Source organism: Nocardia sp. CWNU-33 (assembly GCF_046764895.1).
Classification (GTDB): domain Bacteria; phylum Actinomycetota; class Actinomycetes; order Mycobacteriales; family Mycobacteriaceae; genus Nocardia.
The window spans coordinates 1-18,226 of sequence record NZ_JBKOQN010000022.1 but is presented as its reverse complement, the minus strand read 5'-3'; the positions used below and the strand labels follow the sequence as shown (position 1 = coordinate 18,226).

Here is an 18,226-nt window from a genome sequence, read left to right as displayed (position 1 = left end):
GATCCAGGTTTGGCGTCACCGGAACGGGCAGCCACTGCGGCCCTTGGCGTAACAGTTGCAGTGGCAGCGCTGAACACACCTGACACGGCCGCAGCCGGGAACGCATTGCGGTATCTCGTAGAAACTTCACGGGACCGCGGATTGGCAGTCACCGCAACCAATATTGCGTGGGGAAATCGGATTAGTCCCATCTTGACCGCCGCACAGCTGGCGTCGCTCGCCCCCATGCTCAAACCCAGTGATCAACTGCGGTACCGCACAACTACGCCGATGCCGAGCCGCCCCGCATCAGGAACGGCTCGCGCCCAACAACTCGCGCGCCGGACCCCGACGATGTTATGGCCGTCATGGTCACTTCCGCTGTCGGTACCCGGCTCCCATCAGCGTAAAATCCGGCCTGCAGCATCTGCTGCCCTGCTACTGGTCGGGACACGATTGCGACTCGAAGAGGCAACCCAGCTGCTCGGCAGCCCACTGACAGGGCAGGGAGTCTCTCGGTTCCTCCAGTTGCTCACCGGCCACGACGCAGATGGTGCGATGCGGTCCGCGCTTACACTGATGGCGGACTATGTCGCTGAGAACGACATCCCGATCGACTATCAACGACGGCGGGAACTCGACTACTCAGACCTACTGCCCGATCGTGTCTGGGCAGCTACGTGCCGCGCTACCGGCACGCCTGGACCCACTTCAGCGCGTGCCCGGGTTGCGCGAAGCTTTCTGTTCGGGCAACTCAGCGGGCTACACAACGATTCCGCACCATCTGCGCTGGATGACAACGAGTTCCGCTCCAAGACTGCAGACTTTCCTCGTACTCTCACACCCGAGTTGATTGCAGCGTTGCATGAGCATGCGACGGAATTCCTTGCGCACCAAGGCATCTACGACGAGCCCGTTACCTGGCAACCATCAACTAGCTTTCTCAAAGGTCTTCACTTGCCGGGACCTGATCCCGCGGGAATCGATATCGACCAGCTGCATCAACTGATCCACCAGGATCACTCACTGGGCGAGGCCGCCGCCGTCCTCAAAACCACCCTCAGTGCGGTCAGGCACCTCTTGGAGATCAATCCCGCGCCTGCGCAACAGCCCACGACAGCTGCTGAGGCACGGACACGGGGGCATGCCTATATGTCTGCAAGACACACGCTAACGAGGGAGATGTTTGTCGACCTTTATCAACACCAGCGAATCAGTTTGCGGGACATAGCAGATGGCGTTGGCGTCAGCCATAAGGTCATCGCGCGACTCGCCCGCGACTATCAGATACCGCTGCGCGAGCCTCGGCAGTACGCGAAGATCCGGATCGACCGCGACTGGCTCTACGACCAGTACGTCAACCAGCGACGGGCACTGCCCGACCTCGCCCAAGAGACCGGTATGAGCCCGGCCAGCATGGCGCGCTGGGCGAAACTCCACGAAATTCCGATGAGATCACGAGGAGGGCCCAGCCACTCCGCGAACCTCAACGCAAGCCTGGAGGCTGCTGCAGCACCGATCAACCTGCAGCCAGCCCTGACAGGAATCGGTGGCTGGGAACGGTTACGCCGCTTCGCGGCGGCAGCAAGCTATCCCACACTCACCGCGGCCGCCCAAGCTCTGGGCATTCATCAGTTCACACTCGTCAACCAGATCAACCGACTCGAACGAGACCTCGGTGGGGCTCTCCTCAATCGCGCCGAACGCAATCGGCCTATGACAACTACGGCACTCGGGGACAAAGTACTGACAGCGATCGAGGTCGCCGACCACGACCGCCGATGATCGGGCCATGAACCAGAATAATCCAGGATCAACTTATGCCTACGAGGAAACGTGCAGCAGATCTGCTGGCGGTCGCCGTGCAACCGCCAGCGTTCGGGACCTGCCTTCGCCAACATGCCCGGCCCGGGTCAGGCCGCATGTAGTCCTGCGGCACCTTTCCGCAAGTCGGCACGACGGCGAGTTTCGCGCTTCGCGCGCTCACCGCGCCGCAGAACCGTCGAAGGCCACGTCAATCGAATCAAAATGCTCAAATGGCAGATCGTCGGCTGCGCCAAGCCCGAACTGCTGGGGAATCGAATCCTGTTGAGCGACTGAGAAACCCACCGGCAAGATTAGTGGGTGGCCAACTCTTCCGAAGATCTACGCCTCTGGGACGCTGCCGCCCCCCAGCTACGTCACCACAGTGTCCGGCCCCGCGGACAGCTTCTATCGACGCATCCACGGGTTCCTATGGGACCGACTCGGTTCGATCGAGAACCTCGATGTCCTGGATATGGGATGCGGTCATGGCTGGCTGTCCGATCAGATGCGGCAAGCGGGCGGGCGCGTGACCGGAATCGACGGCAGTGAGGAGCTGCTTCGCACCGCCAGGTCGCAGTATCCCGAGATCGCCTTCCAGCAGCACGATCTCGCGCAGGGGCTGCCTGACCCACACCAGCGCTACGACCGGATCGTTGCTCATATGGTGCTCATGGATATCCCCCCGTGCTGGACCGCGTTTTGGCTGACGTCGCGTCGGCATTACAGGGCGGAGGAATCTTCGTCTTCTCGATCCTGCACCCAGCGTTCTTCAGCCGGACGATCGTCGACGAGACCCCTGATGGCGAACGCTACCGAAAAGTCACCGGATACCTCGGACACGAGACACGGTGGATCGGCTCCTTCGGAGGACACCGCCACTACCACCGGCCGCTGAGCTGGTATGTCGATCAACTGACCGACAAGGGGCTAGTGATCACCGGCATGCACGAACCACCGAGCCTGCCCCACACCGACATCCCCGAGGAGGAATGGACCGACTATCAACGCTGGTTCAGCACCATTCCCACCATGCTCGCTCTGTCCTGCAAGCGGTCGGACTGAACGAACACCGCAACTTCAGAATTCGCCCTACGAAGCCCCACGTCGCCAATCCCCATCGGCGATTACCAAATTCGTGCCAGAACCCGAATGTGGACCCCTTGGCGGCAGTTGAATCCTGGCCCCTGGCCGACCCCTTGCGACGCGATCACCTCGACTACAGCGACGCGATCCCTCGAATGACCCAGACCTTGTGTATCGCGTTGATGCGATCGTGGGCTTCCCGTGGAAGAAATGGGACAGAAAGAGTGCTTACCCGGGCGGTAAAGGCGTGGATACCGCCCCGGTCGCCGATGCCGCCGGCGCACTCACCGCCGTGGTCCGTGCCGAGCACTTCAACGATGGCACGATCCTCGCGGCACTGGGCGACGGCGCCCTGCCCTCCGCTCTACAACGGCTGCGCACCTGGCATGAGCAGCAAGCGAACCAGTGACAACCAGTACTACAAATTGGAGTGGTCGATGAAGCGGTATTCAGGCTTCGTGCAGTCGCCCGACCCACCAACACGCGGGGGGTCGGGCACTCAGCCTGCAAGCCGCACCCTTCGGTCAACCGTCGAATGCTTGGCCGGCTACTTAGGGCTGACTGCTGCGGATGGTAGCGGAGACATGAACCCCGTCGCCGTCCATCTGCTCCCACCGAAGCTCCCCGTTGTTGTGCTCGTTCTCAAAATCTCCGATCACTTCGAGGAGAGTCTGCCCAGTGTCACTCGCCCATTGCGCGGCGCAGGTCGTGATTTCTACCCCGTCACAGCTGCGTAGCCGGATAGGGGTATAGGCCAGCAGTTCCAGGCATAACTCCGCAGATATAGGTGTCGCGTCGGGTTCGGGCTCGACTCCCGCCATGTCGACGGCGATTTCGAAGGCACGCAAAGGAAATCGCCACACCGGAACTCCGGCTGGCTGTTCACCGAGCGCCGCTACCCACTCTTTGAGGCTGCGGATCACGAACCGATGCAGGTCCCCATCGTCGGGACCTATCCGTTCCTGAGCCTTCTGCAACCCTCGATCCTGCGACCGCGACGGCCGCAAGATCTCACCGACCCGACTGCCGAGCCTCATTCGCTCAGCTCGCCGGTTGACCCCACCGCTGTTGTTATGCGAGCGCTACGGTGCTTCGCTTTCAGGTCGGTGCGGCGGCGCGCTTCGGCCTTCGCGCGATCGCCGCGGCACAGGCAACCATTGTCATCGAGACGTACCCACCCTTGAGTGACCATCCAAAGCTGTTGTGCCTGAGCATCGGTGGCGTTGAAAAACAGCGGGACGCCCATCGGATCGGTCGCCGAAGCGGCGATGGCAGCCCAAGTCGGACTGCAGTCGTCATTGCTTCGACAGTAGTTCCTGATGAATACCGCGACGGCGAAGCCGACGACCTCGGGCGACATCCGCGAAACGTGGTCACCGTAGAAGCGGACGTAGAAGCGGCGGCCGGGGCACAATGAGCGTGCGGTCTGATTCGACGCGAGCCATCCCGCACTGTGCAGCATCGCGAAAGCGGTCCGCCCGATCGGTTTGAACGGCGGCGTGCTGCCCACGAGGGGAGTCCACCAGTTGCTGACCGCATCGAACGCCCATGCTTGCTGCCATGTCGGGCCGTGATTCTGGTCGATTCGGTGCAGCGTGATAGCCGAGGACAGTTCGGCACCCAGCGCGTCGCCTTCAGCTTGCAAGATTTGTTTGGCGTGTGTGATCTGCTCATCGCAGGCTGTCGGCGTGGCGCCTTTCCGACTGTTATGAGAACTCCGTGCCAGGGCATCGACCGCATCGGCGGTAGGAACCTGTTTGGCGCGAAGCAAATCGAGGACGATCTTGGTCCGGTCGTCCGACGAGTCCAGAACCAGCGGACGCCGGATTGCGAACCCGTACCGGTCCGGTGTGATCGCTCGGGACAACTGTATGGCGGCCGTTGGATCATCAGCCAGATCGGTTGTCGCCAGCCATGTTTCGGCCTCGGCATCTGCGCCTTTGGCGGCACCCTTCACGATCGACGTCGACAACTGCATTCCTTCCGCTCATTCGAACACCTGATGAGGTGATAGACGGTGGCCCCCGCGCCCCCCAGCAATCGACGCGTCACAGCCTGGCATCTTCCCCTTCTCGCGAGTCGCATTTTGCCCCGCGTGTCACCATCTTTTACATGCTGTTTGTATCGCGTGCGATATGCTCGGACGCGATGCACTTCTCGTTCCGCGCGGCTGATGCAAGGTCGAGGCGGGTACGCCGTGCGATGATGCGGCCATGCCCGTACCGGAAGCCTCGCTGTCTCCGCAACAAAGGAAGGTGCGCAAGATGAGGCGGGACGCGGTCGGCGCTGCGATTCGGCGAGCCCGCGAGGCGGCAAAGATGAATCAGGACGAACTGGCCGCCGCTTCAGGCGTATCGAGACCTGTAATCGCCCGTATCGAGCTGGGCAACAGCAGCGTGCAGATCGATCGACTGTGGGACTTGGCAGAAGCGCTGACAACCACACCATCAGCACTACTCGCTGACGCCGAGCAACATCTGGCGGCCGACACAAAAGCCACCGGTTCACCAGCGGTCCAGGCACCGAAGAAGCGCGGTACTCGCGCGTGAGTAGCCGGAGAAGCTTCCTCGGGAGCCTCTTAGGCGGCCGTCAGCGTGGCGCGAGTCGTGAGTTTGTCCCATACAGAAAATAGAATTGGGTTCCGGTAGCTGAGCGGATTGCTTCCTGCTCTTGCAGGAATGCTCGGATGCCAGCAAGAGTGAAGCCCCCTAGGGTTGCTCCAGCGCCGCCGAGTAGCAGAGTCGCTGCTGCAGCGGTGCCCGCAGCTGGACCTGCGGCAACGACGATGCTGCCGGTTCCCAGGACTCCTGCTGCACCAGCGGCGTCTTGGATGGCTTTTCGCATCAAACTTCTAAGACCTGTGTTCTGTTGGATGACTTCTTCAATCTCGTCCAGTGCTGGAGCGACTTTGTGGGTCCAGGCGTCTTCTATGTAGTGAACGAAGTCGGTATTCTCAGGGGCGGTTTCAATGTCCTTGGATATATCCCGAACACCTTGCCTGAACCTTAGTAACGGGCTGCGTAGTTCCGTTCGTATGTCAAGTATCTCGCTGATGGTTGCGTGCTCGAAATTTGGCAGCCTATCGAACAGTCCGTCGGCCATCGATGCGTCCCGGCCACGTGTCCGTGACGATGAAACCGGAACGAAGATCCCTCCGTCGACGCCGAAGCGGACGATATCGCTCGTCAAGTTGTCGAAAAGCGGATAGGTATCATCGTCAGTAAGGATCTGACCGACCCGTTCAATGTATTCGAGCGCGATATCTGGAGATTCCCGCTCAGGACGGTCAGTATGCCCTACGTCCATTCCTGCCAGCGGATCGATGGTGAGCAAGCCGGCGTCGATCGCAGTATCAAGTTCGCTGAATTTGGATTGTTCGACGCTTTCGTGAGCTTTCGCCAGAATGAGGTCAATCACTGGGCGAAATTGTTCGAAGAAGTTCGATATAGCCTCTCGTCGTGCGCGACGCTGAGGGCTTGTCAACTGGTTTCCTGGAGGAAGTGATTCGATCTGAACAAGGATTTCATGGAGAATGTGTGCTTGATCAGGCGCATATATGGGTGCAACTTCAACGATGAGCCGCAGGCGATCTAAATCAGACATTGTTCGCACTGCGGCGACGGATCCTATCAGAGCTGCACGCGGACTGACGAGCTTGACGTTATCGGCGTAGAGCAGTGCGGACTTGCACTGTCGAATTTCATCAGTAAGCGCTATGTCACTGGAGGTCGAAGCCGACGCAACCGTCATATGGAGGCGTGTCTGTACCGGGTGTGGAGGCTTCGCGTGCCACGTCCTCGACTTCCGCATAGCTACACCTTTCCTTTGCACCACATCTTCTGACGTCGTGTAGTTCATACAGATAATGACGGGGCCGTTACACCGGGACAGCACCTGGCCGAACTGCACAGTGCCGCAGACCGAGGCGCAGCCGGCGAGCCAAACCCGTCGGCATTACCGGCCAGGGCGCGGCCCAGTCAGATCTGGGCGTTTCGGCCCCGTCACCGCAGCGCAATGTCGGATTCACCGCGCCAGTTCGGCTTCGAACGCCTCTCCCGCAGTCCGCTGCCGACCCAGGACCCTACGCGGCCAGGTACTGATGCGATGCTGGTCGCACGCATCCACCGCGATCCGGTATGTGCGAAATAGATGCCCTCGGGGAACAGCGCGGCCAGCAGTTCGTGGGCGCGATCTCTGCGCCTGGTCTCCACAGCGCAGCAACCGCACCGGACTATGCCGGACGCGACCGGCCGACCGTCAAAAATCAGTGCATACGCCGCAACAACTGGTTGTAGGGTCCATCCTTTCCGACACGAAGGAAGGACCCCGCACTGATGAGCCACACCGACGGCCAGACCTCGACCGACGGTGAGACCCCGCCGCCAGAACAGGTTGCGTGGACCCAACTGTTTTACCTGGCCGCGCACGGCACCACCCTGTCCGCACCCACGTTCGACGAACTCGGTATCGCCTGGGTCCATGACGTGTGCGACCAGCTGTGGCTCTACCGCCGCGCCGACTTCGAACCCAGCTTCACCGTGCCCGTGTCGAAATCACAGTGGCGCGAAACCTGCGCCCTGGCAGGGTCGATCGCCGAAACGTTGATGCTCGGGGCCGCGGCCACCGTCGAGATCATGTGGCATGACAAGGCCGTCCGCGCCGCCAAGGAACCAGCCGGAATGAGGTTAGGGCAGCGGTTCTTCGCCGACGCCCTGGTCGAAACCACTGTCGCCGCCGCGCATCGCCTCATCAACCTCGTCGCCCGCGTCATGCGCACCGACGACGACACTCGCGCCCGCATGGCCGACCACAACCATCTCAAAAGGTCGGGGCCGAACTACATCCCGTTCGAGACCGTCGACCAAGAAGCGTGGCCTCCGCTCAACGCCAACAAGATCAGCGCCCTGCGCGCCGTCGCGGACCCGTCGGCGAACGCCATCCTCGCCATCCTCGACCGCCTCGACGAGCTCGTCGCCTCACCCGCGTGGGACAACGCGTTCGGCCACCGCGCCGAGAACTTCCACCGGTTGCGACGCGAACACCCCTACATCGCTGGAGTCGACCCCCACACTGGTAGCGCCAGAGACATACTTGACGCCGCAGGCAACGTGACCGGCCGCCGCTACGGTTCGCGCACCGCCCGCTACACCGCCGCCGACGGCTTGCCCGAACGCGTCGTCACCGACGCCCGCGCGTTCTACGAAGAAACCGCGCGCGCCGCTGGCGACGTGATCACCCACATCCTCAATGCGCTGCCCGAACTCACCGGGGGCCTCAGAATCGCCCGCACCCCCGCCGGCTTCAGAACAGGCCACTGGTAGACCGTAATTCATCACGTGACGAAACACCCCAGGTGTAATACTCCGACTTCCAGAACCCTCGGGCGACATGCGTGAATAGCGATCGCCGACTTGCCAACTGCGTTTGAAGAATGGCCATGTTTTTGAGACAGATCACAGTGGCCACGTTGTGAGACACACTAAGAAGCCGCAGGTCAGAGCGTCGGCGTTGGCCATGTCTTTTGAGACCCTACAGCATTTTGTAGGGTCTCAATGAAAATGGCCAAATCTCAATGAATATGGCCAGTCAATAGCCTATTGGCTATCTCTGTATGACGCGGCTACTCTGGCTCGCCGCAGCGGTCTCTGGCGCAGGCCCCTGCCAAGGGCGAGGAGGCAAGTGTTTGGCAGGCAAGAAGGGGTTCGACTGCGCGGCAATGGATTCCGATGTCGCCGCCTGTACCGAGATCGAGTTCCGGCCGGCGAGCCGCGAGCAAGAAGCTGTCGATCAGTTCCACTGGGTGCGAGTCGACCGGTAGTTGCAGAGTCAACTACCGTTCGACGGCGCCTGCTTGCTTGCGGTTCTGGTCTGTGCAGCGGCGAGCAGGCTCAGCGCGGAGGCGCGAGATGTGGGGTCGGGTAGTGCGAGTGCGGCGGGAACGCGGATCGGTGGGTCGGGCTGGATGAGGGCGACGGCGGTGAAGTCTTGCGAGACGACGCCGGCGGGGAGCAGGGTCCAGCACCCTCCGGAGGCAACGGGTCCGGCAAGGAGGTCTTGGACTCGGGTCAGAGTCGGCCCCACGCGGGGGGTGAACCCGGCCGCTTGGCAGGCGGCCGTAAACAGGTCGTAGATGCCGGGGTTCTCGGCGCGGGCGGATCGGGCCAGGGGGAGCTCAGCGAGCGTGGCGAGGTTGCTGGCGGTGCGGGCGTATGCGGCGGGGACGGCCAGCAGTAGCGGCTCGTCCCAGAGGTGATGAACCCGCACGCCCGGGGTGTCCGGTGGCGCTGCCACGAATGCGGCATCGAGGTCGTTAGCGGCGAGGGCGGCGAGCTGACCGGTCGTTGAGGCGGAACTTGTCACCTGGAGCGTGATGCCGGGGTGGGCGTCACGGACAGCGGCAAGAGTAGCTTCGATACGAGGGCTGAATGCGACGCTGCTGCCGATCCGCAGTAAACCGGTGTTACCGGCGGCGATGTCGACGGCCGCAGCAGCGGCACCGTCGATGCCGCGTAGCGCGCGGCGCGCGTGGACAAGGAATGCCTGGCCGTCCGGCGTGAGCCGGGCCCGACGGTGGGACCGGTCGAACAAGGTCAGTCCGAGTTCGCGTTCCAGCCGCGCGACCTGCTTGCTTACCGCGGATTGAACGATGTGCAGGGCCTCCGCGGCCCGGCCGAAGTGTTCACATTCGGCGACGGTGACGAAATAGCGCAGCTGCCGGACCTCCATCGCCACTGCCCTCCTCGCCTCGATCAATTCCTCTTGGTGATTGTTTCATGGCTGGGTTGGTCGTTGATCGGCCCTGGTGAGACCGGCTGGAATAGAGCGTGCAAGCAGACGTCATCAACCAGCGTGGAAGGAGTCAGCATGGTGGAACCGGTGCATGTGTCAGAGGGGCGCTGGCGGGCCGCGGCAACAACGATTGTGAACGCGAAGGTATTCGACGGGACAAAGTCGCAGAACTGGACTTCGGTCCGGTTCGCTGACGGCCTGATAACCGAGTGCTCGGCCCCCTCGGCCGCCCAAGAAGGCGACGAAGTGATCGACGCGGGTGGCGGGACTGTGCTCCCCGGTCTGATCGACGCGCACGTGCACCTCGTTCCCGGCGCCCTCGCGCAATCGTTGACCTTCGGCGTTACCACCGTTCTCGACATGTTCAGCAAACTCGACCTGGTGGCCAGGGCCAAGGAGCAGGCCGGCTCCCGTCCGGACGTGGCCGATGTGCGTTCCTCGGGTGTCGGTGCCACCGCGCCCGGCGGGCACCCGTCGATGATGTACGCCCCGTTCCCCACGTTGACCGCCGCTGACCAGGCCGAGCAGTTCGTCGCGGAACGAATCGCGGAGGGCTCGGACTATCTGAAGATCATCTCCGGCACCGGGGGTCTATGGCCGTCGCTGGACTCCGAAACCATCAAGGCACTGGTCACTGCCGCGCACGCCCGCGGATTGGTCGTCGTCGCTCACGTGAGCTCGACGGCCGGTCTCGAGGAGGTCGTGTCCGCCGGTGTCGACGTGGTGGCCCACGTCCCTGCGGACGCCGAGCTGGACAAGGACCTGGTCGAACGCATGGCCGAGGCCGGAATCGTGGTCGGTCCGACGCTGGCCACCATCGAGAACACCCTCGGTGAACCGGGTGGTGCAGCAGTGGTAGGGGACCCGCGGCTCGCTGCGGCGCTCGGGGACGCCTGGGCACGCCGGTTGACCTCGGGTGCCTCGGGATGGCGTGGCCGGGAAATGCCGCCCTACTCGCGGGCCGAGGACAACGTGCGGCGACTGGCCGATGCGGGGGTCACTCTGCTGGCGGGCACCGACGCCCCGAACCCAGGGACCGTGTTCGGAGCAAGCCTGCACCGGGAGCTGGAACTCCTTGTCCAGTGCGGCATCAGCCCGGCGCAGGCCCTGGCCGCTGCCACATCCGAACCGGCACGAGTATTCGGCCTCGCCGACCGAGGACGTGTCGCGCCCGGGCAGCGCGCAGACCTGGTCCTCGTGTCCGGTAACCCGTTGACGGACATCACCGCAACACGAGCGATCGAGCGAATATGGCGCGCGGGCGCAGCCTGCGATCGACGCGCCTTCGTCGCGAGCACTGCCGAAGCTGAGCAGCTCGACGCTTTCGACGCCCAGGTCGCCAAGGTCGTGGCAGCCGTGCGCGAACGCTGGTCCGACTTCGACCCGAGGAAGGCCCCCTGAACGCGGATCCTGTAGCTCATGGACCGCCCAGATGTGGCCGGCGGCAGCGCCGTCGGAGGCAACGCCTTGGCGTACCCGTCCCCGAGACTCCGGCCGCACCCGCCACCGGATCGCCGCCCACCGCCGAAGTACGGGCATGGGCGCGCGCAACTGGCATCGTCGTCCCCGACCGCGGCAGAATGATTGGCCACAACTTGGCCAGTCGGCCATGATTTGAGATTCCGCTCCCGCCACTGACCGGTAGGTGGATGGTCCTCGCCAGTTACGGTGCAGGGCAGGAGGATCCGGTGGTGAGCGTGGCGGCGCCGAGGGCATCGAGGTCTCGACGGTCGGCCACTGTCGATGCAGTCCAGGTCGCGTTCCGTTTCGGCAGGCACGAGCGCCGGGCCGTCGTGAGTGTGCTGCTGCGGCTGACCATTCGTCAAGGGATCCCCGGTGCGCTGGATCTACCTGACCATGATCGCGGTCGCGGTCGGCGTCGGCGTCGGCGTCGGCGTCGGCGTCGAGAACTTCCTGCCGCCTGGGCGACCCGCCGATACTCGACTCAGCTCGCTACCTCGAGATCGGTCTGGCCCTTATCGCTCTCATCGGCGTGCTTACCGCGCCTGGCGCCCCGTGACCCAGCACGAGACCACTGCTGGTTCGGTGGCGACGGGCGACCGACCGGTCTTGTCGAAACAGGCTCAGAATGGATGATCGCCGCCGAAGATGGACGGCATGAATCGGCGCGAACAAGGAGCAGCGTGATGAGGCATGTTGGTATCTTGGCGCACAGTATCGAAGGCGCGGCGCTCTGCTTGCGGACGCTGTCGCAGGAGGGTGCCCGCGATCTCGGAACGCACGAGCACGCCGATGTGACCCTGGATTGCATCGCGATGGGCCGCAGCATGCCCGCGTGGGAGGCCGGTGATCACAGCGCGATTCGAAAGACCTTGGCCACCAGCGTCGATCGCCTCGCCAACGCCGGAGCCGAATTCTTCGTCTGCCCCGACAACACCGCGCATATGGCGCTGGAGTCCGATGGCGAAGACCTGGCTCTGCCGGGTCTGCACATCGCCGAAATCGTCGCGGAAAAGGCGGCCGCGGAGGGTTATCGGCGGGTCGGCGTGCTGGGTACCAAGTACACGATGACCGGCCCGATCTACCCGCGTGTCTTTGCGGCCAAGGGAATCGACGCCGAGATTCCGGACTCCGACGAGCGCCGCCTGATCAACGACATCATCTTCACCGAACTGTGCGAAGGAGTGTTCACGGCCGTATCCCGGCAGCGCTACCTCGATATCATCAACCGCCTGCACGGTCTGGGCTGTGACGCCGTCGCCCTGGTTTGTACCGAGATCCCGCTGTTGGTGACGCCGGACGTATCGCCTTTGCCCACACTGGATTCCACTCGCCTGCTCGCTACGGCCGCCCACCAGGTCGCCATCGGGGCGCGCCCGCTTCCGACTTGGTATGGCGGCGCCATCGACTGAGGTCGTTGTCCGCCAACGATTTCGACACGCCATGACATCCGCGGCAGGTCGTTCCATGCCACGGCCATCACTCGATTCGGGTGGTGCTCATCGGTTTCCCTCGGCGCGCCATCGCCGCGACTTGGCCAATTGGCCTTGGACGGAGGCACTGGTGAAGGCCCGCGGCCGGCGCGACAAGGTCTGGAGTGAGCCTGATCCGGTTGAGCTGGGCAACGTCCGGTTCCTGGCGGGGTATCGGCGCGACTGGCTGTTCGATCCGGAAGTCCGTCGGGTGCTGCGGAATTCGGTGACAGATGCACATTCCGATTGCCTGCTGCGACAGACGACGAGGCCACATCGTTGCGACAACCCGGACAGCCACTCGTCGTAGCTTCGGGAGATGCCAAGGGTGGTAAGAACCTACAGCTCTTCGTACGGGGGACACCGCAGGCGGCCGACACCGGACCGCGGGCAGGTAACCCCTTCACCGGCGGGCGCGTCCTCGCGGGGGTGCCGGATCGACACCCGAGGGTGCCTAGGTACCTCAACCGATTTGGCCAAGACTCGAGGGGACACACACTGCAAACGAAGGACGAGTTTGAGTACACGCCGCGTAATGAAGGCCCTGACCGCCTCCCTGCTCATCGCCGGTGGCCTGATCGGCGCCTCGGCCGGAGTTGCCCACACAGACCAAAGGACGAATCCGGGCGGGACTGGCGCCTACTTCTGTACGTCGAGCGGAACCACCTACGACGTCGGCGGCAAGGTCCACCATCCCGACGGCTCCGACCAGGTCTGCCAATCCGACGGCACCTGGAAGCGGATCGCGCCGCCTATCAACAGCGGCCCAGGGCAGGTCAGCCCCGGCTATGGCTCCCCGGTTCCCGGTATCACCCCGGGGTTTAGATGACCCTGCCCGACCCCGTGTAAGCAGGACACCCCCGCTGGCCTGGCGCGTCACCCTGGCCGGGTGGACGATCCCGGTGGTGTGCGAGCGCAGCGATCAGAAGCTGCCTGCTGCCTGCGGCATCCTCGGGAAACGAGTCTCGGCGGAGGAGGCGGGACGATCACGCGACCGACCGCCAACTAACGACTGACGCGCTGCCAAGAGCTTGTCCGGACTGAGGAAAATGCGGATTGTTCTGGCCGGCGGCGACGGCGTTCTACTGTGCGGTGCGCGCCGCGCCGATTGTTGCCGTGTCCATGGGCTACTTCCCGATCGCCCTGTTGCGGCGGAGCCACGCGGACAAAGCCCCTAGCGCCGTCCGTCCTGTTGGAATGGCTTCGACAGTCCTGTTCGACGGATCCTCTCGCGATGTCTTACGGGAGCAACCCCCGGCCCGCATCGTGATGTCGGCCGCGGAAATGCCGGGGAATTGAGACAGATTGCGGTGGCCACACTATGCGTGACCGCCGCTCAGCGAAGGATCATGACTGTTGCTCGGTGCTGCGGGCGGCCAGGCTCTGCCGCCACTGCTCCATGGCCTGTCGGTAGGCCTCGCTCACGAGGAGCAGGAGCTCGGCGGAGGATTCGAAGCGGGCGCCCGCCGGGGTTGTGGGCCCGAGAATCTCGGCTGCGCGCTGCGATGCGGCCGCCAGGGCGCTGTTCATCTGCAGAGCTGCGAGGAGGCTCCGGAGCCAGATCTCATCGTCGATGACGTAGCGTTCGCGACGCCCGCCGGGAACTCGTTCCCGCCTGAGCATTCCCTGCTGTTCGAGGAAGGCGACGGCGTGCGAGACAGAGGCAGGGCTGACGCGAAGCCACCCGACCAGCTCAGCGGCGGTGAGAGCGCCCGAGTCGGTGATGTATAGGCAGGTCAGCACCCTGGCCTCCATCCGGGGCAGCCCCTGCTGCACGAGGAGGGCGGTGAAGGATTCTGTGAAGTCCTGGACCGCTTGGGGGTCGCGCCCATGGCCGCTATCGGGGATCGGCGGCGGCGGAAGTTGAACCTGCTTGTGCCGGCGCGCACGCTGACGTGTGGCCTTGTGCGCCTGGTCCGCCCGGTAATCGTCGGGTCCGCCGTTGCGGGTGACCTCCCGCATGATCGTCGACGCAGGCCGCTCCAGACGCCGACCGATTTCCGCATACCCGAGCCCCTCCGCCAACCCCGCAGCGATAGACCGACGGTCCTCATCGGTGAGTCTGCCTCCAGGCATCGGTACCGGTCTCCCATCTATCGACATGCGCGGCGCCCGCACACCCGCAGCCAGTATGCATTCACACCAACTCCATTGCAAAGAAAGAACCAACACAACCATTGCATTCACCACCACGACCATTGCAAAGACAATCAGTATGTCGCGTGGAGCTGGAGGAACAAGCCAATTCATGTGTTGACGAAACTCTGAACGCAATGTAACTTTGCAGTCGTTCAGAGATCCCCAAACATTGCCGGATCTCGCAGACCGAACACCACACACAAGGAGATCGACAATGCGAAACCCGACTACGTCCAACTCCACCCACTCGACCTGGTCGGGCATGGTGCCGGTCGACGACACCGCACTGGCCGTCACCGACACCGGCGGCCCCGGCCGCCCGATCGTCTACCTCAACGGCTCCTACGCCGACCAGAAACACTGGCGACACGTCATCACCGAACTCGGCACCGAATACCGGCACATCACCTACGACGAGCGAGCCCGCGGCAAATCCAAGAAATCGACCGACTACTCCTTCGAAGCGTGCCTGCGAGACATCGATGCCGTCCTCGCAGCGACCGGAGCACAGCAACCAATTCTCGTGGGCTGGTCCTACGGTGCACTGCTCGCAGCACACTGGGCCGACCGCAACCCCGACCGCATCACCGCGGTGGTATCCGTGGACGGCGCCATGCCCTACGGCATCACCGGCGAACAAGCCCGCGAACGAATCCGGAACCTGTTCCACAAAATGCGATGGCTGATGCCGGTAGCACGCCCACTGGGCCTGGCCGCGCGAATGACCGCCGACCAACACGCCGAAATCAACATCGAAGCCAACGAACTCCACGCCGCCCTCGCACCGGTCCTCGACCGCGTGAGCTGCCCGATGCGCTACGTCCTGGCCACCGGCGGCAACCTCGGCGGCAGCCAAGAGGAAATGGAAGCCGTGCGCGCCTCACTCGATCCGGTCCTCGCCGCCAACCCGAACATCCAGGTCAGCACGCAAGTCGCGAGCAACCACTCCCACATCCTGCGCAAGGACTTCCGAGCCGTCGCCGACGCCGTCCGCCAGACCGCCACAGCCCTCGACGCCGCCTGATGCGATCTCGACCCACCCAGCCCCAGCGGGTCACGGGGTCCCCCCTTTCCGGACCCCGTGACCCGGCAGCGTGGCGGGTCTTCCACGTGACGTCGGTCTGACACAGCGCCGACGATGCTTGGATCCGAACCCGCCCCTCGAGCTCGGTTGCACTGACATGCGCCTTATCGCGCGTCCAGACAACTTGCTGAATTCGGCGATCGCTGTGCTCGAGCTCCCAGATGACACCGGGCGTCGAGCCCAACATGTAGATTCCGAATTTCGTGGCGGAATCTCATCGGCAATGCCGGATCCCACGGAGGTCGTGCCCGACTGAGCTGCAACCACGATCGAGCTGTTGGTGCCTCGTTACTCGACGCCCTGCGAAACGTCTGCTGCCGGTGGGTGGACACGGGCTGTTGCCAGCTCGAACTCGGGTCCGAGTGCAGGATCCTGGCGGCGGGGTAGCAGCAGCGGGCTGGCGAGGATCAGCAGTCCTGCGACCGTGATAGCCGTTCGCGGGCTGGTGGCGGCGGCAAGCAGTCCGCCGAGCGCGCTGAGGATGGCGATGGCGGCGCTGCTGCTGATCGACCAGGCCGACAGGGTGCGAGCGATGCGGTCGTTGGGAGTGTGCTCGAGTCGATAGGTGGCCAGTACCGGGTTGTACAGGCTCATACTGATGATGATCGCGAGCTCGACAGCGATCACCGTCGCGAGGCCTGCGACACCGGGCTGGACGAAGGCCAGGCCGATCAGCCAGACCGCGCGCAGCGTGCCGACTGCACGGAGGATCCGGTGTTGGCCATACCGCGCCACGACACGGCTGGCAAGACGTGAGCCGATGAGTCCGCCGACGCAGGGGGCGGCGAAGGCGAGGCCGTACTGCCAGGGCGGGAACCCGAGCTGGCGCAGCAGCAGCACGGCCAACAGCGGCTCGGTGGCCATGATCAGTCCGCTGACGAGCAGGTGGTTGAGGTAGAGCGCCCGTAGGCCGGGATGGGCCAGCAGGTGCCGCCAGCCGTCGAGCAACTCGCCGGCCCGGATCCGGCGCTTGTCGGTTCGCTGCGGGTGTTCTTCTCGGCCGCGAATCGCCGTGACCCCCAGCGCGGAGAGCAGGTAACTCAGCGCGTCGGCCACCACAGTGGTGACCGGCCCGAACAGGCCGATCGCCGCCCCACCCAGCGGCGGCCCGACGGCGATGGAACTCCACATCGTCGACTCGAACCGCGCGTTGGCCGCGAGCAGGTCCTCGGGCCGGACCAGGGCCTTCAGGTAGGCGCCGCTCGCCGCGCCGAAGGCGATCTTGGCCGCGGCGACCACGGCCGAGACGACCAGCAACTGGACGAAACTGAGCCGACCGAAGGCGTAGGCGACCGGGATCGTCATCATGACCGCGAACCGCGCCAGGTCCATCGCAATCATCACCGGCCGCTTGCGGCGAAACTCCACCCACGGCCCGAGCGGCAACGCGATCAGCGCACCCACTGCCGGCCCCACCGCTGACAACGTGGACACCTGCACGGGGCCGGCGTGCAACACCAGCACGGCGATCAGCGGGAACGCACCGAATCCCACCCCCGAGCCATAGGCGCTGACTGCGTATGCCGTCCACAGCCATCCGAACTGCCGACCCAAGGATCCTCTGGCCACCAAGCTCCGCACCTCCCGCTTCGAACAACTCACTGTTGATCGCTGCGATCAAAGCAAGGCCGAAGGGGCGTAATCAAACAACCGAGCCGACGGCGAGCCACAACCTTAGGTTGTGCGAGTAGGCTTTGCTGCGTGGATCTCGACGCCGTGCGCACCTTCGTCGCCGCTGCGGACGCCGGCCAGTTCCAGGAATCTGCCGCAGCGCTGTCGATCACCCAGCAGGCGGTCCCCACGAAATGGGAGCAGCGATCGACAACCCGCCACACCGCGAGGCTCCGGAATCCCTTCGCCGAACGCAGGGAAGGACACCAACTTTGAGGCTGAACGCCTATGACACTGCGTGCGACAGATGCGAGAACCGCTTCATAGTGACAGCTACACCCGTGCATGTCTCGCAGAGTCGCGCACCGCGGATCCGGTGCGCGACTCAGCAAGGCTGATCAGCTCGGGAGGTCGTCGGCTGATGCGGATTCGTTGCGGGACAGTGTGATTCCGAGATTGGCGGCGGTGCGATCGAGCTCGTCCTCGTCGCCATGGTGCAATTCGATGGCGGAGCCGGCAGAGAGGACCTCGACGTTGAGGCACAGGGACTGGAGTTCCTTGAGCAGCACCTTGAACGATTCCGGGATGCCGGGCTCGGGGATGTTCTCGCCCTTGACGATCGCCTCGTAGACCTTCACGCGCCCGACGATGTCGTCGGATTTGATGGTGAGCAGTTCCTGCAGCGTGTAGGCCGCGCCATAGGCCTGCATGGCCCAGCACTCCATTTCGCCGAAGCGCTGGCCACCGAACTGCGCCTTACCACCCAGCGGCTGCTGGGTGATCATCGAGTACGGGCCGGTCG

At 63.9% G+C, this 18,226-nt stretch carries 17 protein-coding genes and 2 pseudogenes; 12 read left to right on the top strand and 7 right to left on the bottom strand.

The window, feature by feature from the left end:
- Nucleotides 1–558: 558 nt before the first annotated feature.
- The 4 genes and pseudogenes from ACLMAL_RS26280 (at nt 559) to ACLMAL_RS26265 (ending at nt 3,277) form a co-directional block, all read left to right on the top strand.
- Nucleotides 559–1,764: a helix-turn-helix domain-containing protein gene (locus ACLMAL_RS26280; protein ID WP_412001607.1), complete on the top strand. Its 1,206-nt coding sequence runs from the start codon at nt 559–561 to the stop codon at nt 1,762–1,764.
- A gap of 493 nt (nt 1,765–2,257) precedes the next feature.
- Nucleotides 2,258–2,446 (top strand): annotated as a pseudogene (locus ACLMAL_RS26275) (class I SAM-dependent methyltransferase); the annotation flags it as partial.
- 23 nt (nt 2,447–2,469) lie between these two features.
- A complete protein-coding gene (locus ACLMAL_RS26270; protein ID WP_412001614.1) occupies nt 2,470–2,847 on the top strand; it encodes a hypothetical protein in 378 nt (125 codons plus the stop codon).
- 190 nt (nt 2,848–3,037) lie between these two features.
- A complete protein-coding gene (locus ACLMAL_RS26265) occupies nt 3,038–3,277 on the top strand; it encodes a DUF6508 domain-containing protein (RefSeq protein ID WP_412001521.1) in 240 nt (79 codons plus the stop codon).
- A 142-nt stretch (nt 3,278–3,419) separates the two neighbouring features.
- Here ACLMAL_RS26265 and ACLMAL_RS26260 read toward each other — a convergent pair whose 3' ends face one another.
- Nucleotides 3,420–3,905, bottom strand: a complete 486-nt coding sequence (locus ACLMAL_RS26260) for a hypothetical protein (protein WP_412001520.1) — start codon at nt 3,903–3,905, stop codon at nt 3,420–3,422.
- Complete coding sequence (locus ACLMAL_RS26255) at nt 3,902–4,846, bottom strand: hypothetical protein (protein ID WP_412001519.1); 945 nt, start codon at nt 4,844–4,846, stop codon at nt 3,902–3,904. Before ACLMAL_RS26255 ends, ACLMAL_RS26260 begins: the two co-directional genes overlap by 4 nt.
- Before the next feature lie 235 nt (nt 4,847–5,081).
- On the opposite strand from ACLMAL_RS26255, the gene ACLMAL_RS26250 reads away from it, so the two are divergent.
- Complete coding sequence (locus ACLMAL_RS26250) at nt 5,082–5,417, top strand: helix-turn-helix domain-containing protein (protein WP_412001518.1); 336 nt, start codon at nt 5,082–5,084, stop codon at nt 5,415–5,417.
- Between the two features lie 40 nt (nt 5,418–5,457).
- Here the strand turns inward: ACLMAL_RS26250 and ACLMAL_RS26245 are convergent, their stop codons facing one another.
- Entirely contained in the window at nt 5,458–6,618 is a 1,161-nt protein-coding gene (locus ACLMAL_RS26245; protein ID WP_412001517.1) for a hypothetical protein, read from the bottom strand.
- A gap of 584 nt (nt 6,619–7,202) precedes the next feature.
- On the opposite strand from ACLMAL_RS26245, the gene ACLMAL_RS26240 reads away from it, so the two are divergent.
- Together ACLMAL_RS26240 and ACLMAL_RS26235 are read left to right on the top strand one after the other, a co-directional pair.
- Nucleotides 7,203–8,189: a hypothetical protein gene (locus ACLMAL_RS26240; RefSeq protein WP_412001516.1), complete on the top strand. Its 987-nt coding sequence runs from the start codon at nt 7,203–7,205 to the stop codon at nt 8,187–8,189.
- Between the two features lie 362 nt (nt 8,190–8,551).
- Nucleotides 8,552–8,686, top strand: coding sequence for a hypothetical protein (locus ACLMAL_RS26235; protein WP_412001515.1), 135 nt, complete (start codon nt 8,552–8,554; stop codon nt 8,684–8,686).
- 8 nt (nt 8,687–8,694) lie between these two features.
- Here the strand turns inward: ACLMAL_RS26235 and ACLMAL_RS26230 are convergent, their stop codons facing one another.
- Entirely contained in the window at nt 8,695–9,594 is a 900-nt protein-coding gene (locus tag ACLMAL_RS26230) for a LysR family transcriptional regulator (protein WP_412001514.1), read from the bottom strand.
- A gap of 138 nt (nt 9,595–9,732) precedes the next feature.
- Here ACLMAL_RS26230 and ACLMAL_RS26225 point away from each other — a divergent pair, with 138 nt between their 5' ends.
- The 3 genes from ACLMAL_RS26225 (at nt 9,733) to ACLMAL_RS26215 (ending at nt 13,419) form a co-directional block, all read left to right on the top strand.
- Complete coding sequence (locus ACLMAL_RS26225) at nt 9,733–11,058, top strand: amidohydrolase family protein (RefSeq protein ID WP_412001513.1); 1,326 nt, start codon at nt 9,733–9,735, stop codon at nt 11,056–11,058.
- A gap of 746 nt (nt 11,059–11,804) precedes the next feature.
- Nucleotides 11,805–12,530: an aspartate/glutamate racemase family protein gene (locus ACLMAL_RS26220; protein ID WP_412001512.1), complete on the top strand. Its 726-nt coding sequence runs from the start codon at nt 11,805–11,807 to the stop codon at nt 12,528–12,530.
- A 595-nt stretch (nt 12,531–13,125) separates the two neighbouring features.
- Complete coding sequence (locus ACLMAL_RS26215; RefSeq protein WP_412001511.1) at nt 13,126–13,419, top strand: hypothetical protein; 294 nt, start codon at nt 13,126–13,128, stop codon at nt 13,417–13,419.
- 518 nt (nt 13,420–13,937) lie between these two features.
- Here ACLMAL_RS26215 and ACLMAL_RS26210 read toward each other — a convergent pair.
- Nucleotides 13,938–14,666, bottom strand: a complete 729-nt coding sequence (locus tag ACLMAL_RS26210) for a helix-turn-helix domain-containing protein (protein ID WP_412001510.1) — start codon at nt 14,664–14,666, stop codon at nt 13,938–13,940.
- 277 nt (nt 14,667–14,943) lie between these two features.
- On the opposite strand from ACLMAL_RS26210, the gene ACLMAL_RS26205 reads away from it, so the two are divergent.
- Nucleotides 14,944–15,753, top strand: coding sequence for an alpha/beta fold hydrolase (locus tag ACLMAL_RS26205; protein WP_412001509.1), 810 nt, complete (start codon nt 14,944–14,946; stop codon nt 15,751–15,753).
- A gap of 348 nt (nt 15,754–16,101) precedes the next feature.
- Here ACLMAL_RS26205 and ACLMAL_RS26200 read toward each other — a convergent pair whose 3' ends face one another.
- Entirely contained in the window at nt 16,102–17,382 is a 1,281-nt protein-coding gene (locus tag ACLMAL_RS26200; RefSeq protein ID WP_412001508.1) for an MFS transporter, read from the bottom strand.
- Nucleotides 17,383–17,514: 132 nt separating this feature from the next.
- Here ACLMAL_RS26200 and ACLMAL_RS26195 point away from each other — a divergent pair, with 132 nt between their 5' ends.
- Nucleotides 17,515–17,700 carry a hypothetical protein gene (locus ACLMAL_RS26195; protein ID WP_412001507.1) on the top strand — a complete coding sequence of 62 codons (186 nt, stop codon included), beginning with the start codon at nt 17,515–17,517 and terminating at the stop codon, nt 17,698–17,700.
- A 122-nt stretch (nt 17,701–17,822) separates the two neighbouring features.
- Here ACLMAL_RS26195 and ACLMAL_RS26190 read toward each other — a convergent pair.
- Nucleotides 17,823–18,226 (bottom strand): annotated as a pseudogene (locus tag ACLMAL_RS26190) (DNA-directed RNA polymerase subunit beta); the annotation flags it as partial.